The 19,137-nt window shown below is 30.3% G+C and carries 9 protein-coding genes; all 9 read left to right on the top strand.

Annotation, left to right across the window (positions count from 1 at the left end):
• The first annotated feature begins 220 nt into the window (after nt 1–220).
• Nucleotides 221–1,855: a sulfatase gene (locus Q0820_RS13360; protein ID WP_298488178.1), complete on the top strand. Its 1,635-nt coding sequence runs from the start codon at nt 221–223 to the stop codon at nt 1,853–1,855.
• Nucleotides 1,856–1,865: 10 nt separating this feature from the next.
• Entirely contained in the window at nt 1,866–3,362 is a 1,497-nt protein-coding gene (locus tag Q0820_RS13355; RefSeq protein ID WP_298488177.1) for a sulfatase-like hydrolase/transferase, read from the top strand.
• A gap of 102 nt (nt 3,363–3,464) precedes the next feature.
• Nucleotides 3,465–7,595, top strand: a complete 4,131-nt coding sequence (locus tag Q0820_RS13350) for an ATP-binding protein (RefSeq protein WP_298488176.1) — start codon at nt 3,465–3,467, stop codon at nt 7,593–7,595.
• 209 nt (nt 7,596–7,804) lie between these two features.
• Nucleotides 7,805–9,277, top strand: coding sequence for a sulfatase (locus tag Q0820_RS13345; protein WP_298488175.1), 1,473 nt, complete (start codon nt 7,805–7,807; stop codon nt 9,275–9,277).
• A 27-nt stretch (nt 9,278–9,304) separates the two neighbouring features.
• Complete coding sequence (locus Q0820_RS13340; RefSeq protein WP_298488174.1) at nt 9,305–11,113, top strand: right-handed parallel beta-helix repeat-containing protein; 1,809 nt, start codon at nt 9,305–9,307, stop codon at nt 11,111–11,113.
• A 2-nt stretch (nt 11,114–11,115) separates the two neighbouring features.
• A complete protein-coding gene (locus tag Q0820_RS13335; RefSeq protein WP_298488173.1) occupies nt 11,116–12,012 on the top strand; it encodes a sialate O-acetylesterase in 897 nt (298 codons plus the stop codon).
• A 20-nt stretch (nt 12,013–12,032) separates the two neighbouring features.
• Complete coding sequence (locus tag Q0820_RS13330; RefSeq protein ID WP_298488171.1) at nt 12,033–13,559, top strand: sulfatase; 1,527 nt, start codon at nt 12,033–12,035, stop codon at nt 13,557–13,559.
• A gap of 10 nt (nt 13,560–13,569) precedes the next feature.
• A complete protein-coding gene (locus Q0820_RS13325; RefSeq protein ID WP_298488169.1) occupies nt 13,570–15,120 on the top strand; it encodes a sulfatase in 1,551 nt (516 codons plus the stop codon).
• 146 nt (nt 15,121–15,266) lie between these two features.
• Entirely contained in the window at nt 15,267–19,115 is a 3,849-nt protein-coding gene (locus Q0820_RS13320; RefSeq protein ID WP_298488167.1) for a hybrid sensor histidine kinase/response regulator transcription factor, read from the top strand.
• Nucleotides 19,116–19,137: the final 22 nt, after the last annotated feature.

The following is a 19,137-nucleotide window of genomic DNA, read 5'->3' as shown; positions in this document are numbered from 1 at the left end:
ATATTAAGTTATTTATAGGTAATGCGTTTAAATTGGCTTATAAAAGTTATAGTTAAAATACTGTAATAATAAGGTAATTTTAATGAAGCCTAGATAAGCTAAAGTTTGGAAATTTGGGGGTGCTTGTTGCAAATTTTTTGTAATCAAATAAACATCAAAAGAAATTATAATCATGCATGATATATTGAGATTAAAATTTAGAGCGATACTACTTTTTTGTATGGTAGTTACAGTGATTGGGTGTAAAGAAACTAAAGAAGCGATAGAGGTAAAGAATAGTAGGTCTAATATTCTTTTTTTAGCTGTTGATGATTTAAGACCTGAAATTGGTGCATATGGTTCTGATATAGCCGTAACACCTAATTTAGATAAGTTAGCGGCAGATGGTTTGTTATTTAATAATGCATATTGTCAAGAACCTATTTGTAGTCCTTCACGAGCAAGTTTAATGACCGGAGCAAGGCCAGAAACTATAAACGTAATTGAAAATTTTACGTATTTCAGAGATAAAAATCCAGATATTTTAACCCTACCACAACATTTTTGGGCCAATGGTTACGAAACGGTTAGTACAGGAAAAATATACCATAACACTAAATTTGGAGATGCTAAACTTTCATGGAGCAGAAAACCTGCTTATGATAAGATGACCATAGAAAAAAGTAAGGCTCCAGGAGGATATGCACTTAAGGAAAATCAAGAATTTTCAAAAAAGAGTACAGCAGAGGTAATTGCAAAATACGGAGAAAATGCACCAAGAAACGGATTAGGGAAGGGTCCTGCTTATGAAAAAGCAGATGTTCCAGATTCATTTTATGAAGATGGGTATAATGCAGAATTAGCCATAGCAACCCTTAAAGATATGTTAGAAAAGAATCCAGATAAACCTTTCTTTTTGGGTATGGGGATGAAAAAACCACATTTAAACTGGATGGCTCCTAAAAAATATTGGGATATGTATGATGCATCTCAAATACCACTAGCAACACAAACCGAAGGGCCAAAAGATGGTGCAGCAATGGGTTTACACCCTTCTTTTGAATTACGTGCTAGATATGGAATTCCTAAAAAAGGCCCTATTGATGATGAAATGGCAAGAACCCTTAAACATGCGTATTTGGCCTGTGTAAGTTATATTGATGCGCAAATAGGTGTCATGATAGATGCTTTAGAGGATGCAGGTGTAAGAGATAACACTATTATAATTGTTTGGAGTGACCACGGATGGCATTTAGGAGATATGGGTATTTGGGGAAAGGCTACTAATTATGAAATAGGAACGCGAGTGCCATTAATGATTTGGACTCCAGATATGGCTAAAGAAAATAGAGGAAAAAAAACAAATGCTTTAGTAGAGCTGGTAGATATGTACCCTACATTATGTGATTTAGCGGGAATACAGTTGCCAAATCATTTAGAAGGACAAAGTTTTGCTCCATTATTAGAGAATCCAAAAATGAATTGGAAATCTGCAGTATTTACCCAATTCCCTACACCAGCACTTAGAGAGTGGGCTGCAAATCCATTGTCTCAGGGTATGCGAGAAACTTATTTTGGACCTTTAATTGAAGAGGTGGAGGCTAAAATTAAAGACCAACAAAAAGAGAAATGGGATAGGGATTTGTTTGAAAATAGACTTATGGGGTATGCTATGCGTACAGAACAGTATAGACTAATTGTTTGGAAGGATTATACACAACCAGAAAAAGAACCATTGTTTGTAGAATTATATGACCATAAAACAGACCCTAAAGAAACCGTTAATGTTGCCAAAGAAAATCCAGAATTAGTAAAAAAGTTATTAATTCAATTTAATAAAGGTTGGAAAGGTAATAAGGCAACAGGAACAAAATAACATGATAAGAATGAAGCTATTTAAAAATATTAACAGAGCTCTATTAATTGTAATATTACTAACTGTTAGTAGTTGTAAGGCACAATCAAGTTTTAAGAATGAAACTAAAAACCCAAATATTTTACTTGTTTTATGTGATGATTTAGGGTATGCAGATGTAGGTTTTAATGGATCTAAGGATATTACTACTCCAGAGCTAGATAATTTAGCAAATAATGGAATCGTATTTACATCGGCCTATGTTGCGCATCCTTTTTGTGGGCCAAGTAGGGCTTCTTTGCTAACAGGGCGTTATTCACAAGTGATAGGAACACCATTTAATTTACATAGTAATTCTAGTAAAAATAATGATGACAATATGGGAGTTCCCTTAAAGGAAATCTTTATGTCTAAAGTTTTACAGAATTCTGGTTACTATACAAGTGCAATAGGAAAATGGCATTTAGGAGCTGCTCCTAAGTTTCATCCTAATAACAGAGGTTTTGATAATTATTATGGTTTTTTAGGAGGAGGTCATAATTACTTTCCAGAGCAATATCAAAAAATATATGAGAAACAGCTTAAAGAAGGTAATAAAAATATTAGAGATTATTATTTGCCCTTAGAACATAATAACAAGGAAGTTAAGGAAACAGAATATATAACAGATGCTTTGTCTAGAGAAGCTGTAAATGATATAAAATTGGCAGCAAAAAAAGAAAAACCTTTTTTTATGTATTTGGCCTATAATGCGCCACATGTGCCATTAGAAGCCAAAGAGGAAGATTTAAAGAAGTTTGCTCATATAAAGGATAAGGACAGGAGAACCTATGCCGCTATGGTTTATGCTGTGGATAGAGGTATGGGAAATATTGTAAAAGCTTTAAAAGAAACAAATCAATATGATAATACACTAATTGTTTTCTTAAGTGATAACGGAGGTAATTTTGACCATGGAGCTAATAATTATCCGTTAAAAGGAACAAAAGGCGATGCTTGGGAAGGTGGTTATCGTGTACCAATGTTTTTTCATTGGCCAAATAAAATTGCAAAAGGAAAAAAGTTTGATTATCCAGTATCCTCTTTAGATTTATATCCAACCTTTGCAGCTTTGGCAAAATCAAAACTGCCAAATGGTAAAATACTTGATGGTAAAGATATTATGCCTAATGTTTTAGAAGATACGGAACCATATAAAGATGAAATGATTTATTGTTTGCGATACCGTCACGGGCATTGTGATGTAGGAGCTAGACAAGGCGATTGGAAAATTACACGTGTTGGTAATGAACCATGGAAATTAACCAATATTACTACAGATATTGGAGAGAAGAGAAATATGGGAGGTAGGTACCCTGAACGCCTTGAAGCTATGGTTTCTAAAACAAAAGAGTGGACACAAAGTTTTATTACCCCATTATGGTTTTATTCTGCTCAAGATGAAGAAATGTGGAATGATGGTAGAATGCCTAGTTACAACGAGACTTTTGAAATTTCTAAATTGATTCAAAAAGCATCTAAGCAATAAGTTTATACAATATAACATTTTAGTCTCTTCCAGAGAACTTGATCATGGTTTTTAAATCTGTTTAGCTATTTTTACAATTAATTGTAAGCAAATAGTTCGTTTATGTTTTTGGTAAAAAAAGCTTTTTTTTGTTTTATTTGGTTAGTGCTACTTAGTTTTAATTATGTAACACCTCAGGAAGAAACAAGTTTAAAGTTTGATAAAAATTACACCCTTACAGATGGTTTAGAACACAATGGTGTAACTTCTATTCTAGAAGATTCTAGGGGATACTTATGGTTTGGAACTTATGAGGGGCTTAATAAATTTGATGGTTATGCCTTTAAAGTATATAAAAATTCTGTAGGTCAAGAAGTTTTGGCTAGTAATAGAGTAAGAACTATTACAGAAGATGTAAATAAAAAGATTTGGATTGGTACAGATAATGGTATATCTGTATACAATTATTTGGAAGAAAAATTCACTACAATTTATTCTAATAGGAATATTAACAAAGGAGTTAAGGGACCTATTATTAGGAAAATATTAGTTAATAAAGAAGAAAAATTAGTTTATTGTTTAACTGAAGGGAGTGGCGTATTAGTTTTTACAGAGGATTATAAATTTTCTGGGCATTATAAAATACCTAAGGAAGATAAAAATATTAGGATAGACTTTTATGATGGATTAAAAATAAATAAAAGAACCTATTTACTTACAACTTCCAACGGCTTGTACTCCTTTAATATAAAAACTAATGTATTTACTAAGGTTTTAGAAAATAAAATAAAATATTGTAATTCAATAGTAAAAGTAAGTAGTAGTAATTTAATTGTTACCACTAACATAGGTGTAGTTCATTTAACTTTTGATAGAAATATAAAAGGAGAGGTTAGTTATAAATTTAAGAAGCGAAAATTTAAAAACGAAAACTTTAATAGTTCATCTTTAGACCCTTTAGGAAATTTGTGGTTAGGAACCTTAACTAACGGAATTATTCACATTACTAATGTAGAAAAGTTTCTAAATAATAAGCCATATAAGATAGCTACTTATAAAGAAAAGGATAACGTTATAAGAACAAGCGCAATAGCATCTAATATTAAAAGTGGTTGTTGGGTTAGTACATTTAATAATGGTATTTATAAATTTAATCTAAGAGAAACACCTTTTAAAAAATATCACACCAAGCTTAATTACCCTTTTGGGCCTTTATCTAATAACGTTACATCTATTGCAAAATTAGAGGATAATAAAGTATTGTTAACTGCTAATAGGGGAGGTATAGTTCTCTTTAATTTAGAAAAACAAGAATTTGAACCAACTCCTTTTTATATTCCTAAAAATTATTTATTAAAAACTTCACATGCTTATGTAGATTCTAAAAAAAATATATGGATTAAAATTGCTGGCACTGGTTTATTTAGAGTTGAAAATGGTAAACTAGTTAAGTTAAAAAGTAGTCTTATTGATAGTAATACATCTGGAAACATAAGGTTAATTAAAGAGGATGAAGAAGGTAATATTTGGATTGTAAACACAGAGAATATTTATAAAATACATCTGGATAGTAATAGAGATATCTTAAAAATTGAGTCCCTTTTTGAGAATCCTTTTTTTACTAAAAATAAACCCTCTCTCTTTAGAACATTATTTATAGATACGGTAGAAAATTTTTTGTGGATTGGCACAGATGCAGATGGTCTTTATAGAGTTCATTTTAAAAATGATAAAACCCTTAAAAATGCAGATGTAAAACAGTATATTAATGTAAAAGGAGATGAAAATTCTATCTCTAGTAATTTTGTTACTTCTATTTTAAGATTGCCAAATAAGGAATTATGGTTGGGAACAGAAGGTGGTGGCATATGTAGGTTAGAGAATGAAACAACGGATATAAAATTTATTCCTTTTACAGAAAAAGATGGCTTGTCTAATAATGTGGTAAAAGCACTAGTTGCAGATAATGAAAACTTATGGATAGCAACAAATAAAGGGCTCAATAAATTAGATGTAACTAATCGTGTGGTTAGAAATTTTAGCATGTCTGATGGTTTACCTTTTGAAGATTTTTGGTATGTAGCATCAAGTGTAAATAGTAATTCTCTATTCTTTTCAGGAGTAAACGGTTTTTGTTACTTTAATAAAGATGAGCTTCCTAAGAAAGAAAGCTTACCAATTTTACAATTAGAATCTTTAAAAGTTTTTAATAAAAAAATAATTCCAGGAGATACTATAAATGGTAGGATTTTATTAAATAAAAGATTAAATGAACAAGAGGAAATAAATTTAAATCATGATGAAAATGTTTTTTCTATAGAATTAGCAAGTCTACATTTTTTAAACCCTAAAAATCATCACTTAAAATATAAATTACTACCTACAAATAAGGAGTGGATAGAAACAACATCGGATCAAAAATCGTTATATTTTAATGGCCTTCAGCCAGGAGAGTATGAGCTTAGTGTAATGGCATCTAATTCTTTAAATGACTGGACAACTCCTAAGAATATTAAAATAAATATTGCGCCACCATTTTGGAAAACATTATGGGCGTATTTACTATATCTACTAGGGATACTTTTAGTTTCATATATAGTAGTATTAACTCTATTAAAAATACAATCTCTAAATCATAAAGTTGAAATTGAGCACTTAGAAATAGAGAATGTAAAAGAAATTAATAAAGCAAAACTTCGTTTTTTTTCTAATATTTCTCATGAATTAAAAACACCATTAACATTAATAGCTAGTCCTGTAAATATTTTATTAGAAAGGTATAAAGGGAATAAAGATGTTAGTGATAAACTTCAGCTAGTTTTAAGGCAATCTAGAAAGATTAGACAGTTGGTAACTCAAGTTCATGATTTTCAAAAATCTGAAGCTAATCTTTTAAAAATGAATTATTCTAGATTTAATTTTAATGAGTTTATAGAAAAATTAGCAGGAGATTTTAAGTTCATGGCAGATAGTGATAAAAAGAAGTTCACAATCATTAGTCCGGGCAATGAAATATTTATTTCTGCAGATAAAAACAAATTAGAAAAGGTTTTAAATAACCTACTTAGTAACGCATTTAAATATACAGAACCAAACGATTCTATAACCATAGATTTTAAAAGTGATGATAAAGATTTAATACTAAGTGTAAAAGATACCGGGAGAGGTATTGATAAAGAAGATTTAGGACACGTGTTTGAAAGATTTTATCAAACAAAAAGGCAAAAAAATATAAACCTCGGTGGATCTGGAATTGGTTTAGCTTTTACAAAGAGATTGGTAGAAATGCATTATGGTTATATATCTGTAGAAAGTGAAATAGATAAAGGAACAGACATGAAATTGGTTCTTCCAGTAGTTAAACAAGATGGTGGATTAGAACAAAAGGAAAAAGTAGAAATAATTTTATCCGAAGAAAAAAAATTTGAATTTAATAATCAACTAGTAAAAACCAATTCTCATGAAAAGGTTATTTTAAAAGAAGATTACTCTTCTGTTGTGGTTTATTTTGTAGAAGATAATTTAGATATGCGTGTTTTTGTAACCGATGTTTTAACTCCTTATTTTAAAGTAAAACCATTTAATAATGGAAAAGAATGTTTAAATGCAATGGAAGATGAGTGGCCAGATATTATTCTTAGTGATGTACATATGCCAGAAATGAATGGATTGCAACTTTGTAATAAGATAAAGTCGGATATGAAAACCAGTCATATTCCGGTAATTCTTTTAACAGCATTTACAAAAATAGAAGGTCATATACAAGGATTAAGAGATGGTGCAGATGCTTATATTACAAAACCTTTTAGTGTGCCATTTTTAATAACACAAATTGCAATGTTATTAGAAAATAGAAAGCAATTAAGAGAGCGTTACCAAATAGGAATTCCCTTAAATAAAGAGAATAATAAGAATAATAGAAATGACAATGCTTTTTTAGAAAAACTATATAACTTAATGGCAGAAAATTTAGATAATCAAAATTTAGATATTAATACTTTTGCTAAAGAGCTTTATCTTAATAGAACTCATTTTTTCCAGAAAGTAAAATCTTTAACAAACCAAACTCCTTTTGAATTATTAAAAGCCTACAGACTTAAAAAAGCTGGGGAATTAATATTGAATAAAAATGTTTCGATTAATGAAGTTTATGTAATGACGGGCTTTAAGAGTAGAACACATTTTAGTAAACTTTTTAAGGAAAAATACGGGGTTTCTCCAGGGAAATATTCCAGTTCTATTGCTATTAATTAAAAATAAGATATACTCTATTGCTTTATAAAAGGAGCTCGTAAATTCTTAGTCTATTTTATTTATAGAAGAGTTATTTTGTAAAAGAACGTATTTTAAACTATATATATGCTATATATGTACGGTTAGATACATAAACTGTACTGTTAAACACGCTTTTTACATTAAAAATTTGGTATTTTATGGTGGTATAAAATATCAAACTACACTAAATGAAAATATTTAATTTAAACCACCTTATTTTTTCACTTTTAATACTAGTTTTTTATAGTTGTGAAAATACATCGAAGCCAAATAAAATTGAAGAAAACACAGCATTAAAACCAAATGTAATTTTATTTGTTGCAGATGACCACGGAACAGATGCTCTTGGTTGTTATGGGAACACTGTAATAAAAACTCCTAATCTAGATAAGTTAGCTACAGAAGGAACACTTTTTAATAATGCCTATTGTACTAGCGCTAGCTGTGCTGCAAGTAGATCTGTTATTCTTTCAGGTAAATTTGGTCATGCAACAGGTTCTTATGGACATGTGCATGATTATCATCATTTTAGTACTTATGACACGGAGACTTCTTTGCCAGTAATAATGGAAAAGGCGGGTTATGAAACCGCTAGAATAGGAAAATACCATGTTGCTCCAGAAAAAGTGTACCACTTTAATACAGTTTTGGAAGCGGATCCTAGAAATACTGTAGAGATGGCAAATAAATGTAAAGATGTTTTAGCATCAGAAAAACCATTTTTCTTGTATTTCTGTACAGATGACCCACATAGAGGACATCCTTTTGAGCCAGAGCAATGGTATACTCCAAATAGTTTTGGCAATAAAAAAGAAGGGTATGTTGGGGTAGAAACTATAGAGTACAATCCTAAAGATGTTTTAGTTCCTAGTTTTTTGCCAGACACAAAAGAGAGTAGAGAAGAGATTGCTCAATACTACCAAAGTGTATCTAGAATAGATCAAGGTTTTGGTAAGTTAATGAAGATGCTAAAAGATACTGGTAAAGATAAAAATACAATAGTAATATATATATCGGATAACGGTATGGCTTTTCCTGGAGCAAAAACTACAGTTAGTGAACCAGGTATAAAATTGCCTTGTATTATAAAAAATCCAACCAATACTGCAAAAGGAATAAGTAACGAAGCAATGATCTCTTGGGTAGATTTAACTCCAACTATTTTAGATATGGCAAATATAAGTTTTGAAAAAGAACAATTTCATGGAAAATCTTTTAATGCAATTATAAACAAAACAAACCCAGAAGGTTGGAATGAGATTTATGCGTCTCATACATTTCATGAAATTACAATGTATTACCCAATGCGTGTTGTTCGTAGTGGCGATTATAAGTTAATATGGAATATTGCTTGGAGGTTAGAATATCCTTTTGCGTCAGACTTGTGGGCATCTTCTACATGGCAAGGAATTTACAGAAATAAGATAGAATATTTTGGACCAAGAAAAGTACAGGATTATTTATTTAGACCAGAGTTTGAGTTGTATGATTTATCTAAAGACCCAGAAGAAAGAAACAATTTAGTCGGAAATAAGGATTTTGAAGAAAAATTAGAATCTCTAAAAACCAAACTCAAAGGTTTTCAAACAAAAACAAAAGACCCATGGATGATAATGTGGAATCATGATTCTTCTATTCAGGGAACTGGGGTAAACCTTTAATATAATAATAGATAACAAAGTATGAAAATGAAAACGATAGCAACCTTATTTCTTATTCTTAGTAGTTCAATTAGTGTTTTTGCAACTGAAATTATTGAGATTAAACATGCCGAAGGAGATATGACAATGGTTGTGCGCAAAGCAATAAAAAATGCTAAAGAAAAAGATGTAAAAATAGTTTTTGAAAAAGGAAAATATACCTTTCTAACGGACTATGCCATTGGGAGGTATTTATATGTTACCAATCATGGAAACGGATTTAAAAAAATAATTTTTTCTTTAAAAGATTTTAATTCGGTAGAAATAGAAGGTAATGGTTCTGAGTTTATTTTTAGAGGGCAAACTGCTCCTTTTGTTTTTGAAGGTTGTAATAACATAAACATTCATAACCTAACCTTGGATTGGGATATTCCTTTTAGTTTTCAAGGAGATGTTATTGCAACAAATAAGAAAGAAGGATGGTATGATTTAAAGCCTTATACTAAAGGTTTTTCATGGAAATTATCTAACGGAGAGATTCTCTTTCCTGGAATTAATCATTTTAATTTTACTTCTTTAGGAAGTTCTTTATCACATAATAAAGAAACAAAAGCAGTAGATTATGGTGCTTGGGACGCATCATTAAAGCCAAATTATGTAGAAAAACTTTCTAATGGTAATCTTCGTTTTTACGATAAAAATTTAAAACATTTTCCAAGAGTAGGTTCTGTTTTACAATCTAAAGGAGACAAAAAGAATAATCGTTATGCTCCTGCTTTTTTAGTGCGTAATTCTAAAGATATAATTTTTGATAACGTTATAATTCATCATGCTTTAGGGATGGGTTTTTTATGTGAAAGGTCAGAAAATATTAAGATTCTAAATAGCGGAATATATATTAGAGAAGGGTCCGACAGGGTTATTTCTATTATTGCAGATGCTACCCATTTTGCAAATTGTAAAGGAGATATTTTAATAGAAAAATGTCGTTTTGAAGGAATGTATGATGATGGTACTAATGTACATGGCACCTATGTATTGGTAGATAAAATTATAGACTCTAAAACGGTACGTGTAAAATTAGGGCATGACCAGCAAATGGGTTTTGAGTTCGCTGGTGTAAAGGATGAAATTTGGTTTATAAAAAATCCGGACCCAAGGAGAAAAGAAACAAATGTAGTAGAGAAGGTTAAGGTAATTAACGATTATTACTCAGATTTAACTTTTGTACATGAAATCCCAAAGGACCTAAAGAAGGATGATATTTTAGAAAACAAAACATGGAACCCTAATTTTACTATGCGTAGCAATATTATTAGGGACCATAGGGCAAGAAATATAATCATAAAAACTCCAAAGAAAATCATAATTGAGGATAACGATTTGTCTTCTATGATGTCTTCAATCATGTTACGAGGCGAAACATTTTATTGGTTCGAGTCTGGTAATGTAGAAGATGTAATAATCCGAAACAATAGATTTAAGCATTGCGCTTACGGAGGAATGGAGCATGCTATATTAAAAGTGTCTCCAAGATTGGCTAAAACTTTTGATGTTACTATTCCTTATGATAGAAACATTGTTTTTGAAAATAATAGTATTGAAACTTTTGATAATAGAATTATCTGGGCAGATAGGTTAGATGGTTTAATTGTTAGAGGAAACACAATTAAACAAACAAACACAGAAAAACCGCAGTACCCTAACGCTTATATGTTCGATTTAATTAACTGTAAAAATATAGAGATAAGTAAAAATACTTATGAAGGTACTAATGAAAATGCTATTAAAGTAGATGAAGTTTCTGCAGAAACATTAAAAGTAAAAAGAAATAAAGGGTTTAATCAAAAATTTTAATAATGATAAATAAAGTTACTTTTATAGTAGTACTCGGATTTTTAATATTACAAAGTTGTAAGGTTAAAAAAGCACAAGTGCCTAATACAAAAGCAGACGTGCAAGTAGTATTGTTAGCAGGCCAATCTAATATGGCAGGTGCAGGAAATTATGAGGAGCTAAGTGAAGATGTAAAAGAAAGAATATCCAAAGTAGCACATAGAGTTAAGATTAGCCAATCTAATACATTGCAAAAACCATTAAGTTATTATAATAATAAACCTAGCGAAAAGTATAATTTTAAAAAGAGGTTTGGACCAGAATTATTTATTGGGCTAACCTTAGCAGAGGCTTACCCTAATCAAGAATTTTTATTAATAAAAGAAGCTAAAGGAGGTACTGCTCTATATGGAGCATGGAACCCAGATTGGAGTCTAGAAAATTCTAAATTAATTGAAAAAGGAGAAAAAAAACAAAGCTGGAACTTAAGTGAGGTACATATAAAAAGCACAAAAGAAAATTTAGAGATACTTACCAAAAAAAATAAAAACTACCAGTTTTTTGGAATGGCTTGGATGCAAGGAGAAAACGATGCTATTCTAGAAGTTGCTGTAAATAGTTATGCTGAAAATTTAAAAAAATTAATTCATAAGTATAGAAGTGTTTTTGAAACTAAAAAAATGCCTTTTGTGGCTGGTCAGATAAATTCTCATTATGGTAAACCCGGAGGAGCAAGTTTAATTAGAGAAGCTTTTTTAGAAGTTGAAACTACAGATAAGCAAGTTTTAGTAATAAAAACAAAAGAGAACGCTCCGTATTCAGATTATCCAAAACATACAGACAATGTGCATTATAATACTATTGGCCAATTACGATTAGGAACTGCTTTTGCTAAAAAACTGATAGAATTACAAAAATAAGAGAATAAAGAGTAAATAGAATGAAAAAAAAGATGTCGTTTTTATGCGTAGTAGTTTTCCTTATTATGCTTTTAGGATGTAAAACAAAAGAAAAAATTAAAGCCAAAAAGCCTAATATTCTTTGGATAATTGCAGAAGATTTATCTCCTTTTATGGGATGTTACGGCGATTCTATTAATACAGGGCATACACCCATAATAGATAAATTGGCAAAGGATGGAATTTTATTCACCAGAGCCTACGCCACAGCACCAGTTTGTTCCGCAAGTCGGTCGGCCTTAATTACGGGGGTAATGCAGACCACCACAGGCACGCATAATCATAGGTCTAGTAGAACCACAGATGGGGTTGTTGTACCAGAAGAACTTAGAATACACCTTCCTGAGGGTATAAAAACTATTCCAGAACTAATGAAAGATGCGGGGTATTTTGTTTTTAATTCTGGTAAAGACGATTATAATTTTCATTATAATCGCGAGGCTTTGTATGAAGTAGGAAATGAAAAAAATTATACACCCGGAATGAATGGTTGGCAGGGAAATAAAGCAGCTAATTATATGTCCGTTACTAATGGTGTTTGGAGCTCTAGAAAAAATAAAGACCAACCATGGTTTGGACAAGTACAAATAATGGGAGGAAAAAAAGATGCTAAATATGTTCGTGATGGTGAAAAGTTGGCAGATAATGATGTACCTCTACCACCTTATTTTCCAGACATTCCATCGCAAAGACAAGCTTGGACAGAGCATTATAATGCCAACAGGGGTTCTGATGTTACTGTAGAAAAGATTTTAAAACAACTTAAGGCAGATGGAGAGTTAGAGAATACTATTATATTTTTCTTCTCCGATCATGGAAGCAATTCTTCTTTACGCCATAAACAATTTTGTTATGAAGGCGGAATGCTAGTTCCTTTAATGATTAAAGGAAACCATCCTGCAATACAAGAAGGTACAGTAAGTAGTAATTTGGTTTCTCTTTTAGATGTTTCAGCAACTACCCTTGCTATGGGAGGTGTTCCATTACCAAAATATTTAGATGGGCAAGATTTGTTAGCAAACAACTATAAGGCTCCTAAATATATGGTAGGAGCTAGAGATAGATGCGATTATACAATTGATAGAATACGAACAGTAGTCTCTAAAGATTTTAGATACATACGTAACTATTTTCCAGAAAGACCAATGTTACAAGCGGGATATAGAGATAATAAACCAATTGTAAAAGATTTTAAAAAGTTACACGTAGAAGGAAAGCTAACTCCTTACCAAGAAGAACATTGGTTTGGTTTACGACCAAAAGAAGAACTTTATAATTTAAAAGAAGACCCGCACCAGATGCATAATTTGGCAGAAGATTCAGAATATGCTACTATTCTTTTAGAATACAGAAATGAATTAGAAAGTTGGATAGAGAGAACAGATGATAAAGGGCAATATAAAGAAGATGCAACGCAATTAAAAGCAACGTATGATTTATGGAAAGACAGGCCAAGATTCCGTGATGCCAAAATTAATCCAGAGTATAACCAATTTAAAAAGAAATAAGATTTAGTGTATGAAATATCTAATTTCCAAAAATCAATTTATATATTTTATTATAGGAGCAGTGATACTAACTTCTTGTAAAACAACTTCAAAACAAGTGAAAGTTGCGCAAGAAAAAAAACCAAATATTATATTTATTTTGGTAGATGATTTGGGATATGCAGATGTTGGTTTTAATGGTTCTACTTATTTTGAGACTCCTGCTTTAGATTCTTTAGCTAAAGAAAGTTTGGTGTTTAATAATGCCTATATGTACCCAACTTGTTCGCCTTCTAGAACTGCAATTTTTACAGGAAAGCAATCTTTTAGAACAGGAATTTATACGGTTCCTGTTTTAGAAAAAGGAAGCGCAGAGGAAAATATTTTTTCTCGTTGGACAGTAGAAAAAAAACACCCTATTTATGCAGAACCACTAGCCGAAGCCGGTTATAAAGCCATACATATTGGTAAATGGCATATTGTAGGGCCATACCCTAAAGAGGAATTAAAAATGGAATTTCCTTTAAAACAAAAATTAACACAACCAGATCCTGGAACTTATGATTGGGCAGCGGTGCATAAAACACCAGAAGTTCAAAAATATTATCCAGAAGGTCGTGGATTTATAAAAAATGTGGCCGGAACTTATAGAGGAGATCCTGCATTAGAGGTTGGTGGTTATAAAAGTGTAAGTGGTGGTTATTGGGCTCCTTTTAGTAATCCTTTTATAGAGCAAAAACCAACAGACAATTGGTTAACAGATAGGTTGACCGATGAAGCAATTGAATTTATAGATATACATAAAGAAGAACCCTTTTTTATTAACCTTAATTATTACGCAGTACACGCTCCTGTTAGAGCTCGTAGTGCAAAATTACTAGAGAAATATCTTAATAAACCTGTAGATTCTATAACAGGACAAGGTATAGCTACTAATGAAAAAAGAAGAGAACATTATGCTGGTTACGCCTCTATGGTAGAGTCTGTAGATGATAATATTAAGCGTATTGTTTCTTATTTAGATACAAACAATTTAAGGGAAAATACCATGATAATTGTAACATCGGATAATGGGTATAACGGCGGACAAAGTAAAAACGATTTATTAAGAGGTTCTAAAGGATATATTTATGAAGGAGGAATCCGAGTGCCAATGTTGGTTAACTGGCCTGGAAAAGTAAGAGCCAGAAGAACCAATACCGCTGTAAGTTGTTTAGATTTTTTTCCAACCTATTTGGATGTGAGTGGAATTAATGATTATGAAGGAACTTTAGACGGAAATTCTATTGCACCTTTATTTCAAGAAGATACTTCGGACTTAAACGCAAGGCCTTTATTTTGGCATATAGCTAGCCAATGGAAACACGGTACTTGTTCTGTAATTAGAAAAGGAGATTACAAGTTAATTCAGTTTTTAGCAACGGGTAAAGTAGAACTTTATAATCTGGTTAAGGATCCAAAGGAAGCTAGTAATTTAGCAGGACAAGAGGAAGAGGTTACAAAGAATATGTTAGATGAACTTTTAGCTTGGCGTGGTGAAAATGAAGTGCCGTTACCACCAAATTCTCCTTTAGACCAATAAGCTTTAGCATATTTAATTTTAGAGTAGTAGTGTTTAAAAGGTTTTAAGCATGTTAACTTTCTTTTTTTTGAAAAAGGGAAAGTTGTATATTTCTACATCAATATTGATTATTGGATTATATGAGTAAAAGTGTGAATTTTAAAAAAATGCAAAAAAAAAGACTTTTCGTATTTTTTTTCAAATTCGCACTTTTGTTTTTGTTGTATCCTATTACTGGCTCTGCACAATATAATTACACCTCTCTTTTTGAAACAACAGATTTACCTACTACAACAGTATCTAGAGTAAGACAAGATAAACAAGGATTTATATGGTTTACATCTGAAGACGGGTTATTTAAATTTGACGGTTATAAGTATGAGCAACATGCTTTTTTAAATAACAATCCAGATTTCCCACTCCGAGGTATAAAAAAAATAGAGTTTGATGATTATGGTAGAATTTGGCTAGTAACCAAAGACAATACTTTGCATTGTTATATTATAGCGAGTAAAAAGCTCCATAACATTACTTTTAAAGGGGATAATACAGCTTCTTTTGTTAATAGTATGACCATAAATAATTCTAAGTTATTTGTTGGTAGAGGAGCCCCTTTTTATTTTTCTGTTAAAAATCTGGACATTAATAATATTACACCAATACCAATAACTAATAAAAATGGCGGCTCTAGGTTGGGATATAGTAGATCTAATTTTATTTGGTTTGTGACGGGTGAGTACATGGTTTTTTTTGATTCTAAAGCAGAGAAACTCCTAAAAACTGTAGATATGCCAGTAAAGGCAACTAGCATATGTGTAGACCCAGAAAATAATGTTTGGATAGGAGATGGTAGAGATAAATTATATAAATATAATAATGAAACTAATGAATGGGAAGTTCCGTTTACCATAGAAGGAGGAGTTCGTTGGTTAGAGTATGATGAAAAAAGAGATAGAATTTGGGTAACCAGCCATCTTAAGTTAAGTTATATAGAATTAAGTTCTTCAGAAAAAGAAGTAATTAAACTACCAGTCTCAAGAAAATTTATACGTAATGCAGAATCCTTTGTAGATAAGCAAGGTAATTTATGGATGGTAACCTCAAATGATTTAATAAAAATAAACTTTAGAGGAAATTTAGCACACGATTCTAATTTTCAAGAATTATTTAATTCTAAAAATAAAAATACTATTTCTCAAGATTTTACTGGAGCGGTGTTATTAGGAACATCAGATTCTGGTTTAATTAGAAAGAATTTTGAAACTGGAGAAACCAAAACATATTTAAAAGAAAAAAATATTTTTTGTATTACTAGTGTAACAGATTCTCTTTTTTTAATAGGAGCAAATAAAGGCCTATATGAATTTAAATATAACAATTCATTAAAAGATTATACGTTAAAACAATTTCAATTAGATATTACAATTGGAGATGTGTTTTCTGTTGTTAAAAGTAAGGAGAATGTTTGTTGGATTGGGTATTATGGTGGGTTATCTAGAATAGATTATTCTACCAATACACCAAAGATAGAAAGAGTTGCTCGTTGGAGTAATGTTGGTTTTGTGATATATGATGAAGCTAATAATGCTATTGTTACTAATGCTATTAATAAAGGAATTTTTCAGGTTTTATTAGATAATAATCATGAGGTTGTAGATGTTAAAAATATAAATCAGTCTAAAAACTTAGGAAGTAACTCTGTGCAAATGATTTACAAAACTAAAGACAACTTATGGGCAGCAACAGCATTAGGGTTAAGTAAATTAAAGTTTAATAAAGAGAAGAGAGAATATATTGTTAGTAATAACTATACAACACATGATGGTTTGTCCAATAATTATGTGTCTAGTTTGGTTTCCGAAAATGATAGTGTTTTATGGATAGGTACACACAATGGATTAAATAAATTTAATCACATTAAAGAAAAGTTTACAAATTATTATAAAGGTTTTGGGTATTTTTCTAATCGGTTTTCAGATAAAATAGCCTATTATACTAAAGAGAAAAAAATGCTTTTTGGGGTAAATAAAGGAATAATTGCTTTTGATCCAGAAAAGTTTTCTCCAAGTAAAAACGAGTATACTGTTTTTATTAAAGATGTTCAAATTAATGGTATTTCTGGTAATACGGTAAATGAACTTAATTCTCTAAATCATTACCAAAATAATTTAACTTTTCAAGTTTCTGTTCCAAATTATATTTCTCCTAGTGCTATAAAATATCGTTATAAAATTCATGAAGAAGGCAGCAAATGGAATATTAAATTTGCTAAAGATAATTTGTTTACTCTAAATAATTTATCTCAAGGAGATTATAAAATTTGGTTGCAATGTACCAATGAAGATGGTAAGTGGAACTCAGAAATACAATCCATAAAATTCACTATTTACCCTCCTTTTTGGTTAACCTGGTGGTTTATTGCTTTTTGGACGGTAATTGGTATAGGGGCATTAATTTTATTTACACGATTTTCTATTATTAAACAAACTAGGAAAAAGACATTAAATCTGGAGTTAAGTTTAGAAAAGAAACTAAGAGAAACAGATTTAGAAAAAATTAAATTTTTTACAAATGTTTCTCATGATTTAAAAACACCTTTAACAATGGTGAAAGAGCCATTAGAAAAAATTTTAAAAACTACTTTACCAGAAGAGGAGAAGCAATTTTTGTTAGAAACGGCATCCAATAATGCTAATAGATTGGTTAAATTAATAAACCAAGTTCTTAATTTTAGTACCATACATACAGGAGAATTAACCTTAAATATTCAAAAAATTGAAAGTATTAGTTTTTTTAAATCACTTTTAGATAATTTTAAATACCAAGCTGAAGAAAAAAATATAAACTTAATTTTTTATTCAGATAGTTCCACTTTGCCATTATATATAGATAAAGAAAAAATAGAACGTGTTTTTTATAATATAGTATCCAATGCTTTTAAAAACACACCTAAAGGTGGTGAAATTATATTAAAAGTAATGCATGATGAGGAAAATCAACTAGTAAGAGTAAGTGTAAAAGATACTGGTAAAGGGATAAGTAAAGAAAAATTAAAGGATATATTTTCTAGATTTTTTCAATCAAATTCAGATACTAAAGGGCAAGGAATAGGTTTGTCTATTGTAAAAGAATACATAGAAGCACATGAAGGAACCGTTAAAATAGAAAGTGAATATAAAAAAGGAACTACAGTACTTTTAAACTTTCCGAGCGAAGAGGAAAAAATTGAAAATTCTATGGAAGAAAATACTGAAAAACAAGAGTTTGAATACAGTATATTAATTGCAGAAGATGATGATGAGCTTAGAAAATATTTAACCTACGAACTAGCATCAAAATACAAGCTTTTTGTTGCAAATAATGGAAAAAGAGCATTGGAAATAGTTTTAAATAAAATGCCAGATATTGTTTTAACAGATTTAATGATGCCAGAGTTAAATGGAATAGAACTTTGTAAAAAAATTAAAGAAGATATTAGAACATCGCACATTCCAACCATTATTATTACTGCATCTGGGAAAAAAGAAATTGAAGTTTTAGATAGTGGGGTTAATGATTATATCACAAAACCATTCAAGACGGAGAGTTTACTGTTAAAAATCAAAAATCAATTAACTATTATTAAACAAACTAAGGATTGGTTTCAAAGAGAAATTAATTTAAAACCTCAAGAGGAAAAAATAGAATCTTCTGGTACAATTTTTTTAAAGAATTTAATGCAAGTAATTGAAGAGAATTTTATTGAAAATAAATTAGATATTTCAGTACTTACTTCTAAAATGAACATGTCTAAAAGTTCTCTTTATAAGAAAACGTCTCAGCTAACAGGAATGTCAATTAATGAATTAATAACTTCTATTAAGTTAGCAAAAGCAGCCGAATTATTATGCAATAGTAGTTATTCTTTTAACGAAATAACATTTATGTTAGGGTATAATGATGTTAAATATTTTAGAGAATTATTTAAGAAGAAATACGAGCTTACCCCTACAGAATATCGTAAAAAACGTATGTAAATAGGCATTTTGTACTATACTC

Source organism: uncultured Maribacter sp. (assembly GCF_947495965.1).
In the GTDB taxonomy this organism is placed as follows: domain Bacteria; phylum Bacteroidota; class Bacteroidia; order Flavobacteriales; family Flavobacteriaceae; genus Maribacter_B.
This window is presented reverse-complemented; position numbering and strand designations above follow the sequence as displayed.

Coding starts and splice junctions, on each gene's coding strand:
- Q0820_RS13335 (WP_298488173.1), top strand. CDS start 11,116: ATGATAAATAAAGTTACTTTTATAGTAGTACTCGGATTTTTAATATTA.
- Q0820_RS13345 (WP_298488175.1), top strand. CDS start 7,805: ATGAAAATATTTAATTTAAACCACCTTATTTTTTCACTTTTAATACTA.
- Q0820_RS13350 (WP_298488176.1), top strand. CDS start 3,465: ATGTTTTTGGTAAAAAAAGCTTTTTTTTGTTTTATTTGGTTAGTGCTA.
- Q0820_RS13330 (WP_298488171.1), top strand. CDS start 12,033: ATGAAAAAAAAGATGTCGTTTTTATGCGTAGTAGTTTTCCTTATTATG.
- Q0820_RS13325 (WP_298488169.1), top strand. CDS start 13,570: ATGAAATATCTAATTTCCAAAAATCAATTTATATATTTTATTATAGGA.
- Q0820_RS13355 (WP_298488177.1), top strand. CDS start 1,866: ATGAAGCTATTTAAAAATATTAACAGAGCTCTATTAATTGTAATATTA.
- Q0820_RS13340 (WP_298488174.1), top strand. CDS start 9,305: ATGAAAACGATAGCAACCTTATTTCTTATTCTTAGTAGTTCAATTAGT.
- Q0820_RS13320 (WP_298488167.1), top strand. CDS start 15,267: ATGCAAAAAAAAAGACTTTTCGTATTTTTTTTCAAATTCGCACTTTTG.
- Q0820_RS13360 (WP_298488178.1), top strand. CDS start 221: ATGGTAGTTACAGTGATTGGGTGTAAAGAAACTAAAGAAGCGATAGAG.